Below are 18,185 nucleotides of genomic sequence, written 5' to 3'. Positions count from 1 at the left end.
TCCTTGCACTCCTAGCGACGCTTGGTCTATGCCATACGAAAATTATGGCCTTCGAAATAAAGTGCTACTCGCAATTCCGGAATTCTACCTACATTCCCGGCCGGGATCAGGAAATCTGAAGTTGCTGAAGGACGCCGACACCTTCGCCAACGACGAAATCGGGCCAGCGGTGGTCACCGTGCCGGCGCAGTTCACCGACGAGCAGCGCCGCGCCACCTTGCGCGCGGCGGCCATTGCCGGATTGGGCAGCGTTCGCCTGATGGAGGAGCCGGTCGCTGCCGCGACCTATTACGGGCTGGATGAGGGTCCAACCGACCGCACCTTGCTGGTCTACGACTTTGGCGGTGGCACTTTCGACGTCACCGTCCTGCAGACGGCGAAGGAAGGCCTGTTCGTTCTCGCCACCGACGGTATCGCCAAGCTCGGCGGGCGCATTCTCGACGAGCGCATCATGGCGCTGATCGCCGATGACTTTCAGCGCCGCTTTGGTCGCAATCCGCTCGCCGATCCGGGGTCGGCGCAAAGGCTGCGGCGGCTCGCCGAACAAGCCAAGATCAAGCTCTCGAAGCCAGGCTTGCCGCAGGTCAGGCAGTCTTTGCTGCTGTTGGGCAATCCCTTCGATTTTGTGTTCACCCGGCAGCAGTTCGACGCCATCATGACCGAAGCGGTCAGCGAGACGCTGGCTTCCTGCTCCCGCTGTCTGAATGCCGCGTCGCTGACCTGGCAGGATGTCGACAAGATCCTGCTGACGGGCGGGTCCTCGCTGCTGCCGCACGTGCAGTCGGAAATCCTGCGTGTTTCGGGCAAGCGCCCGGGCGATGTCGTATCGAAGCAGCCGCACCAGGCGGTGGCTTTCGGTGCTGCGATCCTCGCTGAGCGCTTTGGCCGGAATCGCGACTCGGACTCGGTCATTCAACAGGTCTCCGGTGCGGATCTGTGCCTTCGGGTATGGGATCGGCAAAACAACCAGCCCGCTCTGGAAAGCCTGATTGCGCGCAACACGCCGCTGCCCTCATCTTATTCGCGCACCTTCTACACCAACCGCGAGGACCAGACTCGTCTGGTCCTCGAATTCGTGCAAAAGCGCGGCGAGGCGGCCGAGGAGTTCAGCCTGGGGCATTTCGCCTTCGGCCCGATCGAGAATCCGAAAAAGAACTACCCGGTCGAAGTGACTGTCGCGCTGGGTCGCGATGGGCTGGTGCGAGTAACGGCTCGCGACCTGGTCATCGGCAAGGAGATCGCGCATACGCTGGAAGAGGGCGGCAGCAGCCTCGGCGGGGGTGATCTGGACGAGCAGCGCCGCCTCGTCGATTCGGTTCAGATCAACCTCTAGCCCGGCGCATTCAAGGAGAACAACACGGTGACTCGCGAAGAAGCCCTGCACGCCCTCGGACTCGAAATTTCGGTGTCGCCCGCCGACATCGAACACGCGCTCCTGGACAAGGTGTCGCAGCTCGAACAGCGAGTGAATGGCGCGCCGACCGACGCGCTGAAGGACAAGTACCGCCGCCAGTTGGCTGAGGTCGAAGAGGCACGCGCCGTCCTGGTCGGTGGCCCGACGGTGAGCGGGCTGTCGCAGACGATGATTGCCGACCTGCCGCTGGCGCAAGCGGCCTACACGCGCAGCACCGGTGGCGGTCCCGCCGCCAACCTGGGCATCGCCCTCAAACCGGGGCAGACCATCGCCGGGCGCTACGAACTGCACGCACAGATTGGCGCCGGCGGCATGGGCGCGGTGTTCAGCGCCTTCGACCGCAACCGCGACAAGGACATCGCGATCAAGGTCCTGCTGCCGCAGATGCTCACCAGTCCCAACGCCAGGGAGCGCTTCCTGCGCGAAGCGCGAGTGGCCAGCGAAATGTCGCACCCGAACATCGCGACCGTTTTCGATGTGCAGAAGGACGGGGCGTATTGCTTCCTGACCATGGAGCTGCTGCACGGGCAGAATCTGCGCACCTATCTCAAGAATCTCAAGGGACTGCGCAAGGAAATGGCGGTCGACGACGCCTTGCGGATCGTCGATCAGGTGTGCCAGGCGCTGGCCTACGCGCACGAGAAGACCGTGCATCGGGACATCAAACCCGAGAACATCTGGCTGACCGACGACGGCAAAGCCAAGGTGATGGACTTCGGCATCGCGCTGCTGACCAACAGCACACACGCCCTGGAGACCATGATGAGTGCCGGCACGCCGTATTACATGGCGCCGGAACAACTGGCCGGACTGGGCGGGGTCGATGGCCGCGCCGACCAGTACGCGGTGGCCGTGATGCTCTACGAGATGCTCAGTGGGCAGGTGCCGACCGGACGCATCGAATCGCTGAAGAAGGTGCGCAAGGGCGTTCCTTCTGCCGTTTCCAATGCCGTCGACAAGGCCTTGTCGCAGAAAGCAGCCAGCCGCTACGCCACGATCAAGGAGTTTCGCGACGCACTGTTCGCTTCTGGACTGGGTGCCTCGGTCAGGGATTTCAAGCTGCTTGGCTCAATCGTTGGCGGCGTGGCGCTGCTTGGCGTGGTGGTCGGCACCTTCCCGTTGTGGAGCAGCATTCTGCCTGACCGCGGAGCCGAAGCCACTGCCAAGCAGGAGGCCGCGCGGCTACAGGGCGAAGTGAAATCGCTGCTCAAGCTGGTCGACACCCAGCGCCGGGAAGTCAAGGACGCGGTCGCCGCAGCCAATCGCGACGCCGAGCGCATCGAAGGCCAGATTCGCTCGGCGCGCTCCGCTGAGGAGCGAACGACCCTGCAGGCGACGCTGCTCGAAACGCGAGAGAAGATCGCGTTGGCTACGGCGGTCGACAAGCGCTTGCGCGAGCAGCTGGAAGGTGCGAGTGGTCTGCCGGCTATCGAAGGTGGAATCAGTGCTGCCGAAACCGCGCTGAAGACCGGCAACGCGGCCGAGGCCAACAGCCAGTTCAATGCCGCACTTCGGGCGCTGAATCAGGCCCGCGCCGTGCCAGAGGAGGTCAAGCAGCAACTGCTCGACGCGCGCAGCAAGATCCTCTCCCAGCTTGACGGAAAGTGGTCGATGAGCGGATGCGATTCCGCCTCCACGTTCACGGTCAAGGATTCCATGCTGTTGCAGTATTGGCCGAGCATGGGCCTGGCCGAAGAGAAGATCGTCCAGGTTGGCGCCGAGACGATCACTACTGTTGTGCTCACTCCGGCGTCTCAGCGAGGCAAGCTATTTCGCTACACACCGGCCGGCGCCAGACTCGACGTCGAGGACGTCGCTGGCAACCGTCGACAATCACTCAAGAAGTGCGGTTGATCGGGCCGCGCCGAGGTGCTCGATCGGCCAGTGCTGGCCCGCGGGCGTTTCGGCGTAGCTGGCCAACGGCGAAGGTGCCTTTCGCAGGACAGATCAGGCCCGAACAGCACGCGCCACTCGGCTACTCGATCTGCAGCTGTTCCAGGTCAAGAAGCAGGAAACGGGCAAAGCGTCCGAATTTCCTGCTGCCGTCGTCGCTGACGATGACGATCCGTTGCCGGCCATCGATCATCGCCGCGCTGACCCCTTCGGCGTGCTCGAAACCCGACAGACCGTCGACCGTGACGCGGCGCGCCGGATCGCTGTCGTTGCCGCTCCAGAACCACAAGTCGAACTGCACCTGTACGCGCGCCACCGGCCCACCGACGACCAGGTAGCCGGCGAGCGCCGGAACCCAGGCCATCCCGCGAATCCCGTTGCCGCGCAGATCCAGCGTAGTGAGCGTGTTGGCGATCCGCGCTTCCTCGCCCGCTTCGAACAGCACTCGCGGGTTTTCGATGCTGGCGATGATCGCCCGCCGATCAAGCAGCGGGCTACGGAATCCGATCAGCAGCCGGCTCTGGTCGGGACTCATCGCCAGGCCTTCGATATTCAGTCCGCCCTCGTTTTTCACGTCCCTGATCTCGGCGGCGGCGGCGAACAGCGGGTGCGCGGCGATCAGCGCATGCTTCAGGCCGGTGGCGACCATCGGTTCGACGACGCGGTCGCCTTCGATGCGAAAGCGCAGCAGCTTTTCCCGATCCGCATTCTCTTGGCCGGCGCTGTTGCGCGAGTGCGAGCTGATCGCGTAGACGTGTCCGGCACGGTCGACGGTGACTCCTTCGAGGTCGTCGATCTGCCAGAATTCATCCGCTGCGTACGGTGGCCCGTTCGGGACCAGGGCGGTGCAGTCGACGCAGCCGTCGGCAGCGATTCGGAGCACGCTGAGCGCCTGCCGGGGGTCGTCCTCGACGACGATGAAACGCCCGTCGGGGAGCTGCTGAATGCCCGACGGTTCATAAACACCGCTCAGGGTCTGGAAGACGGGGGAGTGGTCAACAGCCAAGTGGGTTGCCTCGGGTCGGAAGGAAGGGGCGGGAAGTGGGTGCCACGGTGGCAGTATCGACGCGTCTGGCGCCGGCAGTCAATCGACGACAGCCGAGCTGTCGCTGACCGGGCCTCCCTGCGCCGGGCGCACGGCGGTCATCGCGCGTCGTTCAGCCGCCAGTCGTAGTCGAGGAATTCGAGCCGGTAGTCGCCGCTGCGCACGCGCGCACGCGCGCCCGGCGTATCGGCGAGCTGCTCGGCGTAGCGCGCGAAGGTCGCCGCGAGCGTGTGGAATCCGGCGTAGCCCTGCGCGAAATCCTTGCCATACCAGTCGAAAATCTTCGAGACCTGCAGCTTGCCGTTGGCGCTGTCGAAGCGGTTGCGGCTGCGGTCGGCGAAGAAGCGGCGCATGGCGTCTTCGAGTTGGGCGTCGAGGCGCTCGCCGGTGAAGGCCTCGTTGCGCAGCATCGGACAGCCGACTGAAGCGCAGACCAGCGCGACGTGGATGCGTGGGTCGTCGAAGGCACCCGGGGCGCGGATCAGGGCGTGTTCGACGTCGTCGAGCGAGCGCTGCTGGCCGAGCAGGCTGATAAAGGTCTTCTTCCACGGCGACTGGAAGAGGCTGCCGAGATCCTTGATCGACTTCAGGTCCGGGTATTTGCCGAGCACCAGTTCGACCGTGAACGCGTTGTAGGCATTGATCAGGAAAGCCAGGCGGAGCGATCTGCTCCAGCTCGCATAATCGGCCTCGGTGACCGCCGAAAGGCTCGCCAGGTAGGCGGCGAGCAGAGCCCGATCCACCTGCATGCCGGTGTAGCGTACTTGCGACGCGTTGCCGCCGTCGAGGACCCGCACGTGTTTCGCGAGCAGCGCGTCCCAGGCCGCGTGGCGATGGTCGAAGGCGTTGGCCGCCGTGGCTGTTGCGGGCGCCACGGGGACCATGGCAGTGCCAAGCATCAGCAGCAGCACCAGAAGCAGCCGGCGCATCAGCCTTCCCTAGCCGCGGCGCCAGGCGTGGAAGCGGCCGACCCACGCCAGCAGCCGCTGCGGGGCGTGCGCTTTCTTCCAGTTGCCGGCGACGTATTTATTGGCTTCGGCGAGCGTCGGGTAGATGTGGATGGTGCCGAGGATCTTGTTCAGCCCGATGCCGTGGCGCATCGCCAGTACGTACTCGGCGATCAGGTCGCCGCCGTGTTCGCCGACGATGGTGACGCCCAGAATTCGGTCCTTCCCGGGGACGGTGAGGACCTTGATGAAGCCGTGTGCTTCACCGTCGGCGATCGCCCGGTCGAGGTCGTCGAGGCCGTACACCGTCACTTCGTAGGGGATCTTGCGCTCCCGCGCCTCGGTTTCGTTGATCCCGACGCGCGCCACCTCGGGTTCGACAAAGGTCGACCAGGGGATCACCGAGTAGTCGGCGCGGAACTTGCGGAAGGGGTCGAAGAGCGCGTTGACCGCCGCGTACCACGCCTGATGCGCCGCCGTGTGGGTGAACTGGAAGGGTCCGGCGACGTCGCCGGCGGCGTAGATGTTCGGGTAGGTGGTCTGCAGGAACTCGTTGGTCGCCACCGTTCGCTCGGCCGCGATGCCGAGTTCTTCGAGGCCGTAGCCGCTCAGATTGGCGACCCGGCCGACCGCCACCAGCAGCGCGTCGAAGGGGATTCGCACCTCCTGGCCCTGGTGTTCAGCGATCAGGATCTTCTCGCCGTGGTCTACGACGAAGGCTTTGGCGTGGTGATTGAGCAGCACCGCGATGCCTTCGGCGCGGAAACGCTGGACGACCAGTTCGGAAACCTCGGGATCCTCGCGGACCATGATCCGCGGCCCCTGCTGCACCTGCGTCACCTGCGCGCCGAAGCGCGCGAAAGCCTGCGTCAGCTCGCAACCGATCGGGCCGCCACCAAGGACCAGCAGCCGCCTGGGCAGTTCGCGCAGGTTCCAGACGGTGTCGGAGGTCAGATAGCCGACTTCGGCCAGACCCGGCAGCGGCGGCACAAAGGGGCGGCCGCCGGTGGCGATGACGATGCTGCGGGTGCGCAGCCGCACGCTTTCACCGCTGTTGGCAACGATCTCGACCTCCCACGGCGAGACGATTTTCGCGCTGCCTTCGATCACCTCGACTCCCAGGCCGGTGTAGCGCTCGATCGAATCGTGCGGCTCGACGGTCTTGATGATCCGCTGCACACGTTCCATCACTTCGGCGAAGTCGAACTCGGCTTTGGCGTCGCGGATGCCGAACTCCTGCGAGCGCTGGATGTGCGAGAGCAGCTTGGCCGAGCGGATCAGCGCCTTGGAGGGAACGCAGCCGGTATTCAGGCAGTCGCCGCCGAGTTTGTGCCTTTCGACCAGCGTCACCTTGGCCTTCACCGCCGCGGCGATATACGCGGTGACCAGTCCGGCCGAACCGGCACCGATGACCACCATGTTGCGATCGAAGCGTGCGGGTTTCTGCCAGCGCGCGTAGACCTTCCTGGCGGCCAGCGCGTCGACGACCTTCTTGGCGATCAGCGGAAAGATCCCGAGCAGGACGAAAGAGCCGAGCAGGCCGGGCGAGAGGATCCCGGCCAGCGAATCGATTTTCGCCAGCTGCGTGCCGGCGTTCACATACACCAGCGTGCCGGCCAGCATGCCGAGCTGGCTGACCCAGTAGAAGGTCCGCGTCTTGAGTGGCGTCAGCCCCATCAGCAGGTTGATCACGAAGAACGGGAAGACCGGCACCAGGCGCAGGGTGAACAAGTACCAGCCGCCTTCCTTGTCGATACCTGCATTGATCGCCCGCAGGCGGTCGCCGAAGCGCTTCTGCACCCAGTCGCGGAGCAGGAAACGAGACGCCAGGAAGGCCAGGGTGGCGCCGAGCGAAGAGGCGAACGAGACCAGCACCAGGCCCCAGAAAAGGCCGAAAGCCGCGCCACCGACCAGCGTCATCACCGCAGCACCGGGCAGCGACAGGCCGGTGACCAGCACGTAGGCGACGAAGAAGGCCAGCGCTGCCTTGAGCGGCTGCTCCGCGCGCCAGGCCTCGATCGCCTGCTGCTGACTCTTGAAGTAGTCGAGACTCAGGAAACGGCCGAGGTCGAGTACGAAATAGGCCAGGATCAACCCGGCCAGAGCAGCCAGCAACAACAGTCGTCGAGTGTTCATGGCAGCCTTTCCGATCTTGGGGTGGTTATCAGCAGACCGCTCTGTCGCCTGGCGCAGCGGGCGTCTTACATGCTTCGCGGGGTGGTCGCGGACCCCTGCTACGAGCCCGTTCGGGGAAAGACGATCGGCGGCAGCGCCGAGAGATCGCTGATCTCGCCGTCAGGGGTCTCGGGAATCCGTTCGGCGGCCTGTCCGAAGCGGTTGCACCACAGCACGCGAAAGCCGAAGGCCTTCGCCGAGTAGGCATCCCAGCCGTTCGACGAGAGGAAGCAGATCGCCGCCGGCGCAACGCGCAGGCGATCGCTCGCCAGCCCATAGACCGCCGGGTGCGGCTTGAAGGCGCCGACGTCCTCGACCGACAGGACGGCGTCGAAGACGCCGTCGAGGCCACTGCTGGTGACCACCGCCGCGAGCATCGCCGGCGTCCCGTTCGATAGAATCGCCAGCTTCATCCCCCCAGCCTTCAGCTCGCGCAGCGTGGCGGCGACCTCGGGATACGTTCCGAGGTGCAGGTAGAGGTCCATTAGCCGCGCCCGCAGGCCGGGCCGGTCGATCTGCAGGGTCGCCAGCGAAAAGTCGAGCGCGTCGCCGGTGACCTGCCAGAAATCCGCATGCCGGCCGGCGAGGCCGCGCAGCCAGGTGTATTGCAGTTGCTTCTGGCGCCATAGATCGGACAGCCGCTGCCAGTCGTCGCCAAGCTCGTCGCGCGCCGCCAGCGCTGCGGTGTTGAAGTCGAAAAGGGTACCGTAAGCGTCGAAAACACACGCTTCGACGCCGCTGATCTGCAGTTTTTCCATGTTCTGTCCTTCCTGTGGTGGGGGTGCTGGCCGGAAGCGCCGCTACTGCCTCGACGGCCGGTTCAGACGCCGCACGACGGCGCCGCGGCGATGTCGTCGCCCAGCGCGCCGCCGCAACTCGACCCCTGTCCCGCCGTGCAGCCGTAGCAGTGATCGGCGACGCGGATCGCGCCGCCTTCGAGCGCCGCCGCGCTGGCCTCGGTGATGTGCAGGCGAGCGCGGCCGGGCTTGCCCAGCGGCAGGCCAAGCTGCTGGTTGAAGTCGCAATCGTAAACGTAGCCCTGCCAGTCGACCGACAGCAGATTGCGGCACATTACGTGTTCGAGGTTGTCGTCGCGGTGCGCGCTGCGCAGCAACTGCATGTAGCTGTTGAACTGGCCCTTGGAAATCAGCATCGACCCGAAACGCTGGATCGGCATGTTGCTCAGGGTAAACAGCTCGTTGAAGACGATGCCGAACTCCTGCCCGAGGTGTTCGCGGTAGGCGGCGGCCAGCGGTCCCTGCGGCGGCGGCAGCGTCGGTCCCTGCGGATTGAATACCAGGTTTAGCACCAGACCACTGTCCGGCGCCGCGTAGCCGAGTGCGTTGAGGCGCTGCAGGCCGCGGATGCTACCGTCGAAGGTGCCCTTGCCGCGCTGCCGGTCGACGTTCTCTTCGAGGTAACACGGCAGCGAGGCGACCACCTCGACGCCGTGCGCAGCGAGGAAATCAGCGAGATCGTCGTGCCCTGGTTCCTCCAGGATTGTCAGATTGCACCGGTCGATGACCCGCAGCCCACGCTGCCGCCCGGCGACGACCAGCCTGCGGAAATGCCGGTTCAGCTCCGGCGCGCCGCCGGTCAGGTCGAGAACCTTCACTTCAGGGCTGGCGGCGATGAACTCCAGCAGCGCATCGATGGTCTCGCCGGTCATCTCCTCCTTGCGTTGTGGGCCGGCGTTGACGTGGCAGTGCAGGCAGCTCTGGTTGCAGCGGTAGCCGAGATTGACCTGCAGCGTTTCGACCGAGCACCGGTGCAGGGCCGGGAACGTGCTGGTTGCGAGCAGGGGCAGGGTGGCGTGCATGATTATTCTTCTCCGTTGATCTTTCCGCCTTGGTCGACCGGCAGCGACGTTTCCTTACACCGCGATGAGGCAAGGAAGGTCCGCGCCCCGCCGGCGACGCGACCAGCATACGGCATTCCCGGCGCTTCCGCTCTGATCGGCGCGCAGCCTGCCGCCTTCCGCGTACGGGTTTCCAGGTCCAAAGCCGAGCGCGGGGTTCGCGACGACGCATTGGCGGACACGATTCGGCGACTGGCCCTCACGGAAGGCCGACGCACGGGCCAGGCAAGCGTGCGCGCACTTGTGTTGTGGAAATCGGTCAAAAAAGCATGGCAGCGGCGATCCGCCAATCGATTCTGCACGGTGGTCTCCGATTGACCTGAGATCGCAGAGCTACCTATACTCCGGGCGGTGCCGCTGAATTTCCCGTTCTCACTCTGGTAAGGGGAAGAAAATTATGGGTCTGCGACTGAAATTCAATCTGGTGCTGCTGCTGGTCTTTGCTGCCGGCATGGGCGTATCGGCCTATGTATCGAACCGCCTGCTCGACGAAAACGCCAAGCAGGAGACGTTGCGAAGCGCCGGCCTGATGATGGAGTCGGCGCTCTCGGTACGTGGCTACACGGTCAAGCAGGTGAAGCCGCTCCTCGAATCGCAGCTGGCTACCACCTTCCTGCCGCAGACCGTGCCGGCCTACGCGGCCACGGAGATCTTCAGCGCCCTGCACAGCAAGTACCCGGACTTCTCGTATAAGGAGGCTACGCTCAACCCCACCAACCCGCGCGACCGCGCGGTCGATTGGGAAAGCGACATCGTCCAGAAGTTCCGCGGCGACGAACGTGTCACCGAGCTGATCGGCGAGCGTGAAACGCCGACTGGCCGGATGCTGTACATTGCGCGGCCGATCACCATCAAGGACGCCGCCTGCCTGGCTTGTCACAGCGTCCCTTCGGCAGCGCCGGCGTCGATGATCAAGATCTACGGTGGCAACAACGGCTTCGGCTGGAAGCACATGGAAACCATCGGTGCGCAGGTGGTTTCGGTGCCGATGTCGGTGCCGCTGGCCAATGCACAGAACACCTTCAAGACCTTCATGCTCTCGCTCGGGGGAATCTTTCTCGCCACCTTCGTGGTCCTGAACGTGATGCTGTCGCTGCTGATCATCCAGCCCATCTCGCGGATGTCGGCGGCCGCCGACAAGGTGTCGACGGGCGACTTCAACGTTCCGGAGTTCGCGTCGAGCGGCGGCGACGAGATTGGTGTGCTCGCCAACTCCTTCAACCGCATGCGCCGCAGCCTGCAGAAGGCGATCAAGTTGATCGAGTCATGAAGGGCGGTGAACACGTGTTGCCGACAAGGAGCGATGCGCGACGCCAGGCAAAGGGAGGACGCGCTGATCTCGCTACGTCAGCGCACGATGAGGGATATCGAATGGATGGGGGAGGAGTGAGCGAATGAGCAAGCAAGCAGCACGGCCGCGTAGCAGGTTCGTTCATGGCCGCTGAGCCCCGAGCGACGAGGCCATGACCCTCCCCGAGCGTATCGGCAAGTACGAAATCCGTCGCGAACTCGGCAAGGGCGCGATGGGAACGGTGTATGAGGGTTTCGACCCGGTCATCGAGCGTCCGGTGGCGATCAAGACGATCCTCGCCGAATACCTCGCGAACGTCGAATCCGCGGCCGCGGTAGCGCGCTTCAAGCACGAGGCGCAGGCCGGCGGCAAGCTGCAGCATCCCGGGATCGTTGGCGTGTACGAGTTTGGCGAGGACCAGACGATGGCCTTCATCGTCATGGAGTACGTGCTGGGGCAGGAGTTGCGCAAGCTGATGCGGCAGCGCGGACGCTTCGCGATGATCGATGTTTTCGAGGTAATGAAGCAACTGCTCTCCGCGCTGGACTATTCGCACAAACACGGTGTCGTGCACCGCGACATCAAGCCGGCCAACCTGATGGTGCTCAGCGGCATGAAGATCAAGGTCATGGACTTCGGCGTGGCCCGGATTCAGAGCTCGTCGCTCACGCAGGTCGGCACGGTCGTGGGGACGCCGACCCATATCTCGCCCGAGCAGTTGCTTGGCCTGCCTGCGGATGGCCGTTCCGACCTGTGGGCAGCCGGGGTAATCCTCTACGAGCTGCTTACCGGGCGCGGGCCGTTTGTCGCCGAGACGCCGGTCGCGGTGATGCACAATGTCCTGCACGCCGACCCCGCACCACTCTCGGCAATCGTCCCCTCGATGCCGGCGGTGTTCGACGCGGTGATGGCACGAGCGCTGGCGAAGAAGCCCGACGAGCGTTTTCAGACGGCGCGCGACTTCGCCAGCGCGCTGGTGGCAGCGTTCGTCAAGAGCAAGCCGGTGGCCGGAGCCGCGCAGCAGGCCGACGGCAGCGTCGAGCCCTCGCCAGCGGCGGCCGGGGTGCTCAACGACGACGGGGCAGGGGCTGCAGGTGCCGCCAGCGGCAAGACCATGCCTGGGTCGCAGCCCTTGACCCTGCCCCCCGAGATGCTGGCCGAGATCGAATCGTCGCTGGTCAGGTCGATCGGCCCGCTGGCCAAGGTCCTGGTCCGCAAGAGCGTGCTGCACGCCAGGAGCGTCGAGGAATTCAACTCCGAACTGGCTGAGAACATTCCGGAAGGAATCGAACGTTCCGACTTCCTGAAACGCATCGAGCGGTTGGAAAGGTCGTCACCATCTGCCGCGCTGCCGCTGCCGGCGCCGACCACTCCGAGGTCGCCGCAAGAAAGCGTCGCCGCGAAGCCGGCGGCGGTCTTCGATCCCGAAACACTTGCTGCCGCGGAACAGCGTCTGGCACTTTATGTCGGGCCGCTCGCCAAGCTGCTGGTCAAGCGCGCGGCGAGCGAATCTGGCGACCTGCGCGAACTGCACCGAAAGCTCGCCGAGCAGATCGACTCCGAGCCCGAACGCGCCGCCTTCCTCAAGGGACTGCGCTAGTCCTTGACGGGTGCCGCGGCGATTGCGGCGGGATCGCCCGGGCGCACCGGAACCGGTCCCGGCCCGCTGCCAGGGAGCGGCGGTCAGCGGGTGATCGGCTTGTAGCGAATGCGCTTGGGCTTCGCCCCTTCCTCACCGAGCCGCCGCTTCTTGTCTTCTTCGTACTCGTGGTAGTTGCCGCTGAAGAAGGTCCACTGTGAATCCCCTTCGCAGGCCAGGATGTGCGTGCAGATCCGGTCGAGGAACCAGCGATCGTGCGAAATGACCAGGACGCTGCCGGCGAATTCGAGCAGCGCGTCTTCCAGTGCGCGCAGCGTCTCGACGTCGAGGTCGTTCGACGGCTCGTCGAGCAACAGCACGTTGCCGCCAGCGATCAGCGTTTTGGCCATGTGCAGGCGACCGCGTTCGCCGCCCGAAAGCTGGCCAACGCGCTTCTGCTGATCGGAGCCCTTGAAGTTGAAGCGGCCAATGTAGGCGCGCGCCGGCGTTTCGTACTTGCCGACGGTGAGGAGGTCCGCGCCGCCGGAGATCTCCTCGAAGACGGTCTTCTCGCCCTCGAGGCAATCGCGGCTCTGGTCCACGTAGGCGAGCTTGACGGTTGCGCCGATCTCCACCTCGCCTGAGTCTGGGTGTTCGCTGCCGATCAGCATCCTGAAGAGGGTGGATTTTCCGGCACCGTTCGGGCCGATGATGCCGACGATGGCGCCGGGCGGCACGCTGAAACTGAGCTTGTCGATCAGCAGTCGGTCGCCGAAGGACTTGCTGACCTCGCTGAATTCGATGACCTTGCTGCCAAGACGGTCGCCAACCGGAATGAAGATTTCCTGCGTTTCGTTGCGCTTCTGGTACTCGACACTGCTAAGTTCGTCAAAGCGCGAGAGACGCGCCTTGCTCTTGGCCTGCCGCGCCTTCGGACTCTGGCGCACCCATTCGAGCTCCTGCTTCATGGTCCTGATCCGGCCGGCTTCCTGCTTGGCCTCGGTTTCCAGCCGTGCTTCCTTCTGTTCGAGCCAGCTCGAGTAGTTGCCTTTCCACGGAATGCCCTGGCCGCGGTCGAGTTCGAGGATCCACTCGGCGGCATTGTCGAGGAAGTAACGATCGTGGGTGACGGCGACGACCGTACCGGGGAACCGCACTAGGAACTGTTCGAGCCATTCGACCGATTCAGCATCCAGATGGTTGGTCGGTTCGTCGAGCAGTAGCATGTCCGGCTGCGACAGGAGCAACCGGCACAGCGCGACACGACGCTTCTCGCCGCCAGAGAGGGTTCGGATCAGCGCTTCCCACGGCGGCAGGCGCAAGGCGTCGGCGGCCAGTTCGAGCTGGCTGCCTAGGTCCGGGCCGGCCGTGGCGAGGATCGCCTCGAGGCGCGCCTGCTCCTCCGCCAACCGGTCGAAATCGGCGTCGGGTTCGGCGTAAGCGGCGTAGACCTCATCGAGCTTGGCCTGCGCCTGAAAAACTTCGCCGAGGCCGGACTCGACTTCCCGGCGAACCGTGGCTTCGGGGTCGAGCTCGGGTTCCTGCGCCAGATAACCGATCTTGAGGTTGGCCATCGGCGTTGCTTCGCCGATGATGTCGTGGTCGAGGCCCGCCATGATCCGCAGGACCGTCGACTTGCCCGAACCGTTGAGGCCCAAAAGGCCGATCTTGGCGCCGGGGAAGAAAGAGAGCGAGATGTCCTTGATGATCTGGCGTTTGGGCGGCACGATCTTGCCGACGCGATTCATCGTGAATACGTATTGAGCCATGGCCTTGCTTATCGATCAGGAGGTGGAAAGGGGTAAAGGCATCCAGGGGACGCCCGTTGCGCGCCGTCCGGAAAGGGCAAGTCTACCCGAGACTGGTCGTTCGTGGCGGGCGGGGCTTCAATACTTCAAGGTACGGCCAAGTCACCGAGGCGTTCGATCTGGGTCGGCGGGGCTCGCAGAGGAGGGTGGCGAGTGCTGCGACGTTTAGACTGGCGCGACGCTTACTTCTCGACGAAAGCGCGCTCGATGACGTAGTCACCCTGTGCGCCGATGTGCGGCGAAACCTCGAAGCCGCGACTGTCGAGCAGAGCACAGCAATCCTTGAGCATCGCCGGGCTGCCGCAGAGCATCGCGCGGTCGCGCGCGGGGTCGAATGGTGGCAAGCCGATGTCGGAAAACAGTCGGCCGCTATCGACCAGCCGGGTGATCCGTCCCTGGTTGCGGAAGGGCTCGCGGGTGACCGTCGGATAATAGATCAACTTGTCGCGCAGCAGGTCCGCGAAAAACTCGTGTTGCGGCAACTCGCGTTCAATGAATTCGCTGTAGGCGAGATCACGCTGCCAGCGAACGCCATGAATCAGCACCACTTTCTCGAAGCGCTCGTAGGTCTCGGGGTCCTGGATCAGGCTGATGAACGGCGCCAAGCCGGTGCCAGTCGACAGCAGGTACAGGTTCTTCCCGGGTCGCAGGTCACGCAGTACCAGCGTCCCGGTCGGCTTGCGGCTGACGACGATCTCGTCGCCGACTGCCAAGTGCTGCAGCCGGGAGGTCAGCGGCCCGTTCGGGACCTTGATGCTCAGAAACTCGAGGTGCTCGTCGTGGTTGGCACTGGCGATGCTGTAGGCGCGCGTCAGCGGTCGTCCCTCCTGTGGCAGGCCGATCATCACGAACTGGCCGTTGATAAAGCGCAAAGCAGGGTCACGGGTGGTGCGGAAGCTGAACAGGGTGTCGTTCCAGTGACGAACCGAAAGCACGCGTTGGGCGGAGAAATTGCTCATCGTTCTGATCCTGATATGCGGTCGATACTGGCCATCGTATTTCGTCGTGCTATATTTGTGAAACAGATTTTTTAAATAAACCATATCTGGTGGATAGATATGCGCTTCAGCTTGCGGCAGATTGGGGTATTCGTTGCTGTGGCCCGGTACGAGAGCGTTTCACGGGCCGCCGAGGATCTCTCGCTGTCACAGTCGGCAACCAGCACGGCACTTGGCGAGCTCGAGCGGCAGTACGATACGCAGCTTTTCGACCGCTTCGGCAAGAGCCTTCGTTTGAACGAACTCGGGCAGGCCTTGCTGCCACAGGCGGTCGAACTGATCGAGCGGGCGGCGGCGATCGAAAGTGCGCTCGAAGGTCATGCCGGGTACGGCAGGCTGCAGATCGGTGCGACGCTGACCATCGGCAACTACCTGGCGACGCTGATCGTCGCCGACTTCCTCAAGCGGCATCCGGAGAGCACCCTGCACCTCAAGGTGCACAACACGACGACCATCGTCGATCAACTGGCGCGTCACGAACTCGACCTCGGGTTGATCGAGGGTAGTTGCCGACACCCCGAGTTGGTCGTCGAGCCGTGGGTTGCCGACGAGCTGGTGGTCTTCTGCGCACCGGGACACGTGCTGGCGAGAAGGGGTTCGGCGACGCTGGACGAGCTCGCCGACCAAGCCTGGATCGTTCGCGAAAGCGGCTCGGGAACCCGCGAAACACTCGACCAGGCGCTGCGCCATCAGCATTGGCCACTGCAGGTCCGGCTGGAACTCGAACACACCGAAGCGATCAAGCGGGCGGTCGAATTCGGCCTCGGCATAGGTTGCATTTCACGGCTGGCACTGCGCGAGGCCTTCCGCCGCGGCAGCCTGGTGGCCATTGAAACGCCCGAACTCGATCTGCGGCGACATTTCCACTTCCTCTGGCACCGGCGAAAGTTCCAGACCGCAGGCATGCGCGAGTTCATCAGCCTGTGTCGCGCGATGACCGCCAGCGTCGAACGCAGTGACCAGATCGAGTGGTCGTTTATTCCTTGACCACTCGCCGCGTCTGAAGCGCACGAAACTCCGCTTCAGACGTCTTGCCCTGCGCTTCCCGCCCGCTAGGGGAGGGATCCGCGCCGGTTCGCGTGGCGGCTTGCGGCAAGGCCAGAGAACTCGTCGAGGGCTGACCGCCGAGTCAAACGAGTTCAGCCTTTCGCTGGCCTGTCTGCTTCGGACTCTGCCTTGTTTCCAGCGCTATCGCTGCCGGCAACGGCCGGCGCCTGGCCAGCGGCTCCCGGCAGCTCGCGACGTCAGGTCGGTCGGATAACCGTAGCGCGTGGGCGGTGCTCAAGGCTGCCAGCGAAGGCGTGCAACGGTGTCCGCCAAAGGAAAGCGCTGGGCATCGTGAACGGCGTTGGCGATGCCCATAAGCCCTACCCAATGGTGTCGGAAAAACTTACACCCGATTGACATGACGTCTAAACCCGGATTGAAAAAGAACCTTAAATCAGTTTTTCTTGAGTGATGGCACGCAGTTTGCTTATACCGATTCGACTGGCGCTCATGGATCGGTCGGTAGTAGTAAATCATCAACTTCTTGTGGAGGAATCACTCATGCGTACCTTGCTATCCTTTGCCGTTCTGTTGTCTGCCGCGATGCCCGTCCTTGCGGATCCTATCCCTGTTCCCGAACCAGAATCCCTTTCCCTGTTCGCCTTGGCCGGGGTTGCGATGGCCGTCGCGCTGTTTCGCAAACACTGAGATGGGCCGGGGCGCAGCACGTGGCGCCCCGTCGTCGCACCAGATGACATCCTAGGACTTGCTTTGGTAAGCGGCACTATGTGGGCTCCGCGGCGGTGGCTTGGCGGAGCTTTGCTTTGTTGGAGATCGTCGGGCTATGGCGCCTGCTGCCGACGACTTGCAGGCTGGCGCTGAAGAAGGTAGTCGGCACGCCGCACGTCAGGCACGAAGTCACCCGCGTCGAGAGTCCATCGCCCGGCAACTCCTGAATGGAAACTCTGGAATTTCTTTCGCTCTACAAGACGACCGACATCAGCATTTTTCTAGGCATCTCGTTACAGGAGCTTGACCATGCCCGCCTATACGCCCCCGTCACTGAAGATCAAAGTCACCGCGCCTGGCATGTTGGGTTTGCCCAGTTATCTGGACACTGGAATCCTTTCGTCGACGCAGCCATTTGTCTATCCGACTGGCTCGACCTTCGATGCGTGGTGCGTGAACCGAACTGCGCCGATTTCCGTGCCGGGGACTTACGGGGCGTACGCCTATTCGAGTTACGAACTGGGTTTGCTGAGCGTAACCATTCCAGGCATCGGCAACTTCGCCGGACTGGACAACGTCAATTGGTTGCTGAACAACATCAAGCCGAGTGCGACGACCTATAGCGAGAACATTAACGGGACGGTTTACAGCGGAATTCCGTATTACCTTGTTACCGGGGTTTCGGGGAATTTCACCTACGGCGATGTCCAGCAGGCTATTTCGAGTCTTCTCGGGCAGGGGACACCCAGCAACCCGTTGATTGGTAGCTGGGACTCGACACGAGTCGCCGCAATTGTCGGTCAGGCGACCACGGCCGGGGACGGCTTTGTGCCGGACGTGACCGACAGCGATCCGAACAATGACAAGATTGCCGTCGTTCTGGATACGTTCCTTGACCCCAACAACAACGGCGTCCGGGACAGCGGCGAGGCATCGCAGCAACCGCTGGTGATCACGGTCCAGTCGGCGGCGCTAGGGGACTACGTTTGGCAAGATCTGAATGCCAACGGAATTCAGGACGAAGTGGGCATGGGTGTTGCGGGCGTCACCGTCAATCTCGTGCGCGACATGAACGGCGACGGGGACTTTCTTGATGCCAACGAACATCTGGCAACGACGACCACGGACAGTTCGGGCTTCTACAAGTTCATCGGCTTGACACCGGGTTTGACCTATCAGGTAGAGTTTGTCAAACCAGCAGCCTATATCGGTTTCACCACGGCCGATGCCACCGTCGATACAGCCGACAGTGACGCCAGTGCCCTTGGCGTGACGCCGGTCGTGACGCTGGCTCCAGGTGAATACAACAAGACCATTGACGCGGGCTTGATCAAGGCCGCCAGCCTGGGTGACCGGCTGTGGGTAGACACCAACGGCGATGGTCTGCAGAACGACGGCGCGACGGGCATCGTCGGTCAGACGGTGACCCTGATTGGCGGTGGTGCCGACGGGCTGATCAGC

General features: G+C 63.8%; 15 protein-coding genes. 8 read left to right on the top strand and 7 right to left on the bottom strand.

Features of this window, described 5'->3' with window-relative positions:
* Nucleotides 1–121: 121 nt before the first annotated feature.
* Together Q1L50_RS10395 and Q1L50_RS10390 are read left to right on the top strand one after the other, a co-directional pair.
* Nucleotides 122–1,333, top strand: coding sequence for an Hsp70 family protein (locus Q1L50_RS10395; RefSeq protein ID WP_300338222.1), 1,212 nt, complete (start codon nt 122–124; stop codon nt 1,331–1,333).
* A 27-nt stretch (nt 1,334–1,360) separates the two neighbouring features.
* Entirely contained in the window at nt 1,361–3,268 is a 1,908-nt protein-coding gene (locus Q1L50_RS10390) for a serine/threonine-protein kinase (protein ID WP_300338219.1), read from the top strand.
* 121 nt (nt 3,269–3,389) lie between these two features.
* On the opposite strand, the gene Q1L50_RS10385 is transcribed toward Q1L50_RS10390, so the two are convergent.
* The 5 genes from Q1L50_RS10385 to arsS form a co-directional block, all read right to left on the bottom strand.
* Complete coding sequence (locus Q1L50_RS10385) at nt 3,390–4,313, bottom strand: DUF3616 domain-containing protein (RefSeq protein WP_300338216.1); 924 nt, start codon at nt 4,311–4,313, stop codon at nt 3,390–3,392.
* A gap of 137 nt (nt 4,314–4,450) precedes the next feature.
* Nucleotides 4,451–5,281 carry a DUF547 domain-containing protein gene (locus Q1L50_RS10380; protein WP_300338213.1) on the bottom strand — a complete coding sequence of 277 codons (831 nt, stop codon included), beginning with the start codon at nt 5,279–5,281 and terminating at the stop codon, nt 4,451–4,453.
* Between the two features lie 9 nt (nt 5,282–5,290).
* A complete protein-coding gene (locus Q1L50_RS10375) occupies nt 5,291–7,435 on the bottom strand; it encodes a bifunctional TVP38/TMEM64 family protein/FAD-dependent oxidoreductase (protein WP_300338210.1) in 2,145 nt (714 codons plus the stop codon).
* A 98-nt stretch (nt 7,436–7,533) separates the two neighbouring features.
* On the bottom strand, nt 7,534–8,232 hold the full coding sequence (locus tag Q1L50_RS10370; RefSeq protein ID WP_300338207.1) for a haloacid dehalogenase type II: 699 nt from the start codon (nt 8,230–8,232) through the stop codon (nt 7,534–7,536).
* Nucleotides 8,233–8,294: 62 nt separating this feature from the next.
* On the bottom strand, nt 8,295–9,293 hold the full coding sequence (gene arsS, locus Q1L50_RS10365; protein WP_300338205.1) for an arsenosugar biosynthesis radical SAM (seleno)protein ArsS: 999 nt from the start codon (nt 9,291–9,293) through the stop codon (nt 8,295–8,297).
* 436 nt (nt 9,294–9,729) lie between these two features.
* On the opposite strand from arsS, the gene Q1L50_RS10360 reads away from it, so the two are divergent.
* Nucleotides 9,730–10,602, top strand: a complete 873-nt coding sequence (locus Q1L50_RS10360; protein WP_300338202.1) for a DUF3365 domain-containing protein — start codon at nt 9,730–9,732, stop codon at nt 10,600–10,602.
* A 193-nt stretch (nt 10,603–10,795) separates the two neighbouring features.
* Nucleotides 10,796–12,223, top strand: coding sequence for a serine/threonine-protein kinase (locus Q1L50_RS10355; RefSeq protein ID WP_300338199.1), 1,428 nt, complete (start codon nt 10,796–10,798; stop codon nt 12,221–12,223).
* Nucleotides 12,224–12,306: 83 nt separating this feature from the next.
* On the opposite strand, the gene ettA is transcribed toward Q1L50_RS10355, so the two are convergent.
* Together ettA and Q1L50_RS10345 are read right to left on the bottom strand one after the other, a co-directional pair.
* Nucleotides 12,307–13,971 (bottom strand): energy-dependent translational throttle protein EttA, encoded by a 1,665-nt coding sequence (gene ettA, locus Q1L50_RS10350; protein WP_300338196.1) that lies wholly within the window; start codon nt 13,969–13,971, stop codon nt 12,307–12,309.
* A 221-nt stretch (nt 13,972–14,192) separates the two neighbouring features.
* Nucleotides 14,193–14,969, bottom strand: a complete 777-nt coding sequence (locus tag Q1L50_RS10345; RefSeq protein WP_300338195.1) for a ferredoxin--NADP reductase — start codon at nt 14,967–14,969, stop codon at nt 14,193–14,195.
* Between the two features lie 99 nt (nt 14,970–15,068).
* Here Q1L50_RS10345 and Q1L50_RS10340 point away from each other — a divergent pair, with 99 nt between their 5' ends.
* The 4 genes from Q1L50_RS10340 to Q1L50_RS10325 form a co-directional block, all read left to right on the top strand.
* On the top strand, nt 15,069–15,995 hold the full coding sequence (locus Q1L50_RS10340) for a LysR family transcriptional regulator (protein WP_300338193.1): 927 nt from the start codon (nt 15,069–15,071) through the stop codon (nt 15,993–15,995).
* A gap of 561 nt (nt 15,996–16,556) precedes the next feature.
* The gene (locus Q1L50_RS10335) at nt 16,557–16,703 is read left to right on the top strand and encodes a PEP-CTERM sorting domain-containing protein (protein WP_300338191.1); all 147 of its coding nucleotides are present in this window, start codon (nt 16,557–16,559) and stop codon (nt 16,701–16,703) included.
* A gap of 116 nt (nt 16,704–16,819) precedes the next feature.
* Nucleotides 16,820–16,951 carry a hypothetical protein gene (locus Q1L50_RS10330; protein ID WP_300338188.1) on the top strand — a complete coding sequence of 44 codons (132 nt, stop codon included), beginning with the start codon at nt 16,820–16,822 and terminating at the stop codon, nt 16,949–16,951.
* A gap of 82 nt (nt 16,952–17,033) precedes the next feature.
* The coding region (locus Q1L50_RS10325) for an SdrD B-like domain-containing protein (protein WP_300338185.1) at nt 17,034–18,185 on the top strand (1,152 nt) is incomplete at its 3' end.

This window comes from Accumulibacter sp., assembly GCF_029255145.1.
Lineage (GTDB): Bacteria > Pseudomonadota > Gammaproteobacteria > Burkholderiales > Rhodocyclaceae > Accumulibacter.
Note: the sequence above shows the minus strand (reverse complement) of the source record. Positions and strands in the feature narration are given on the sequence as shown.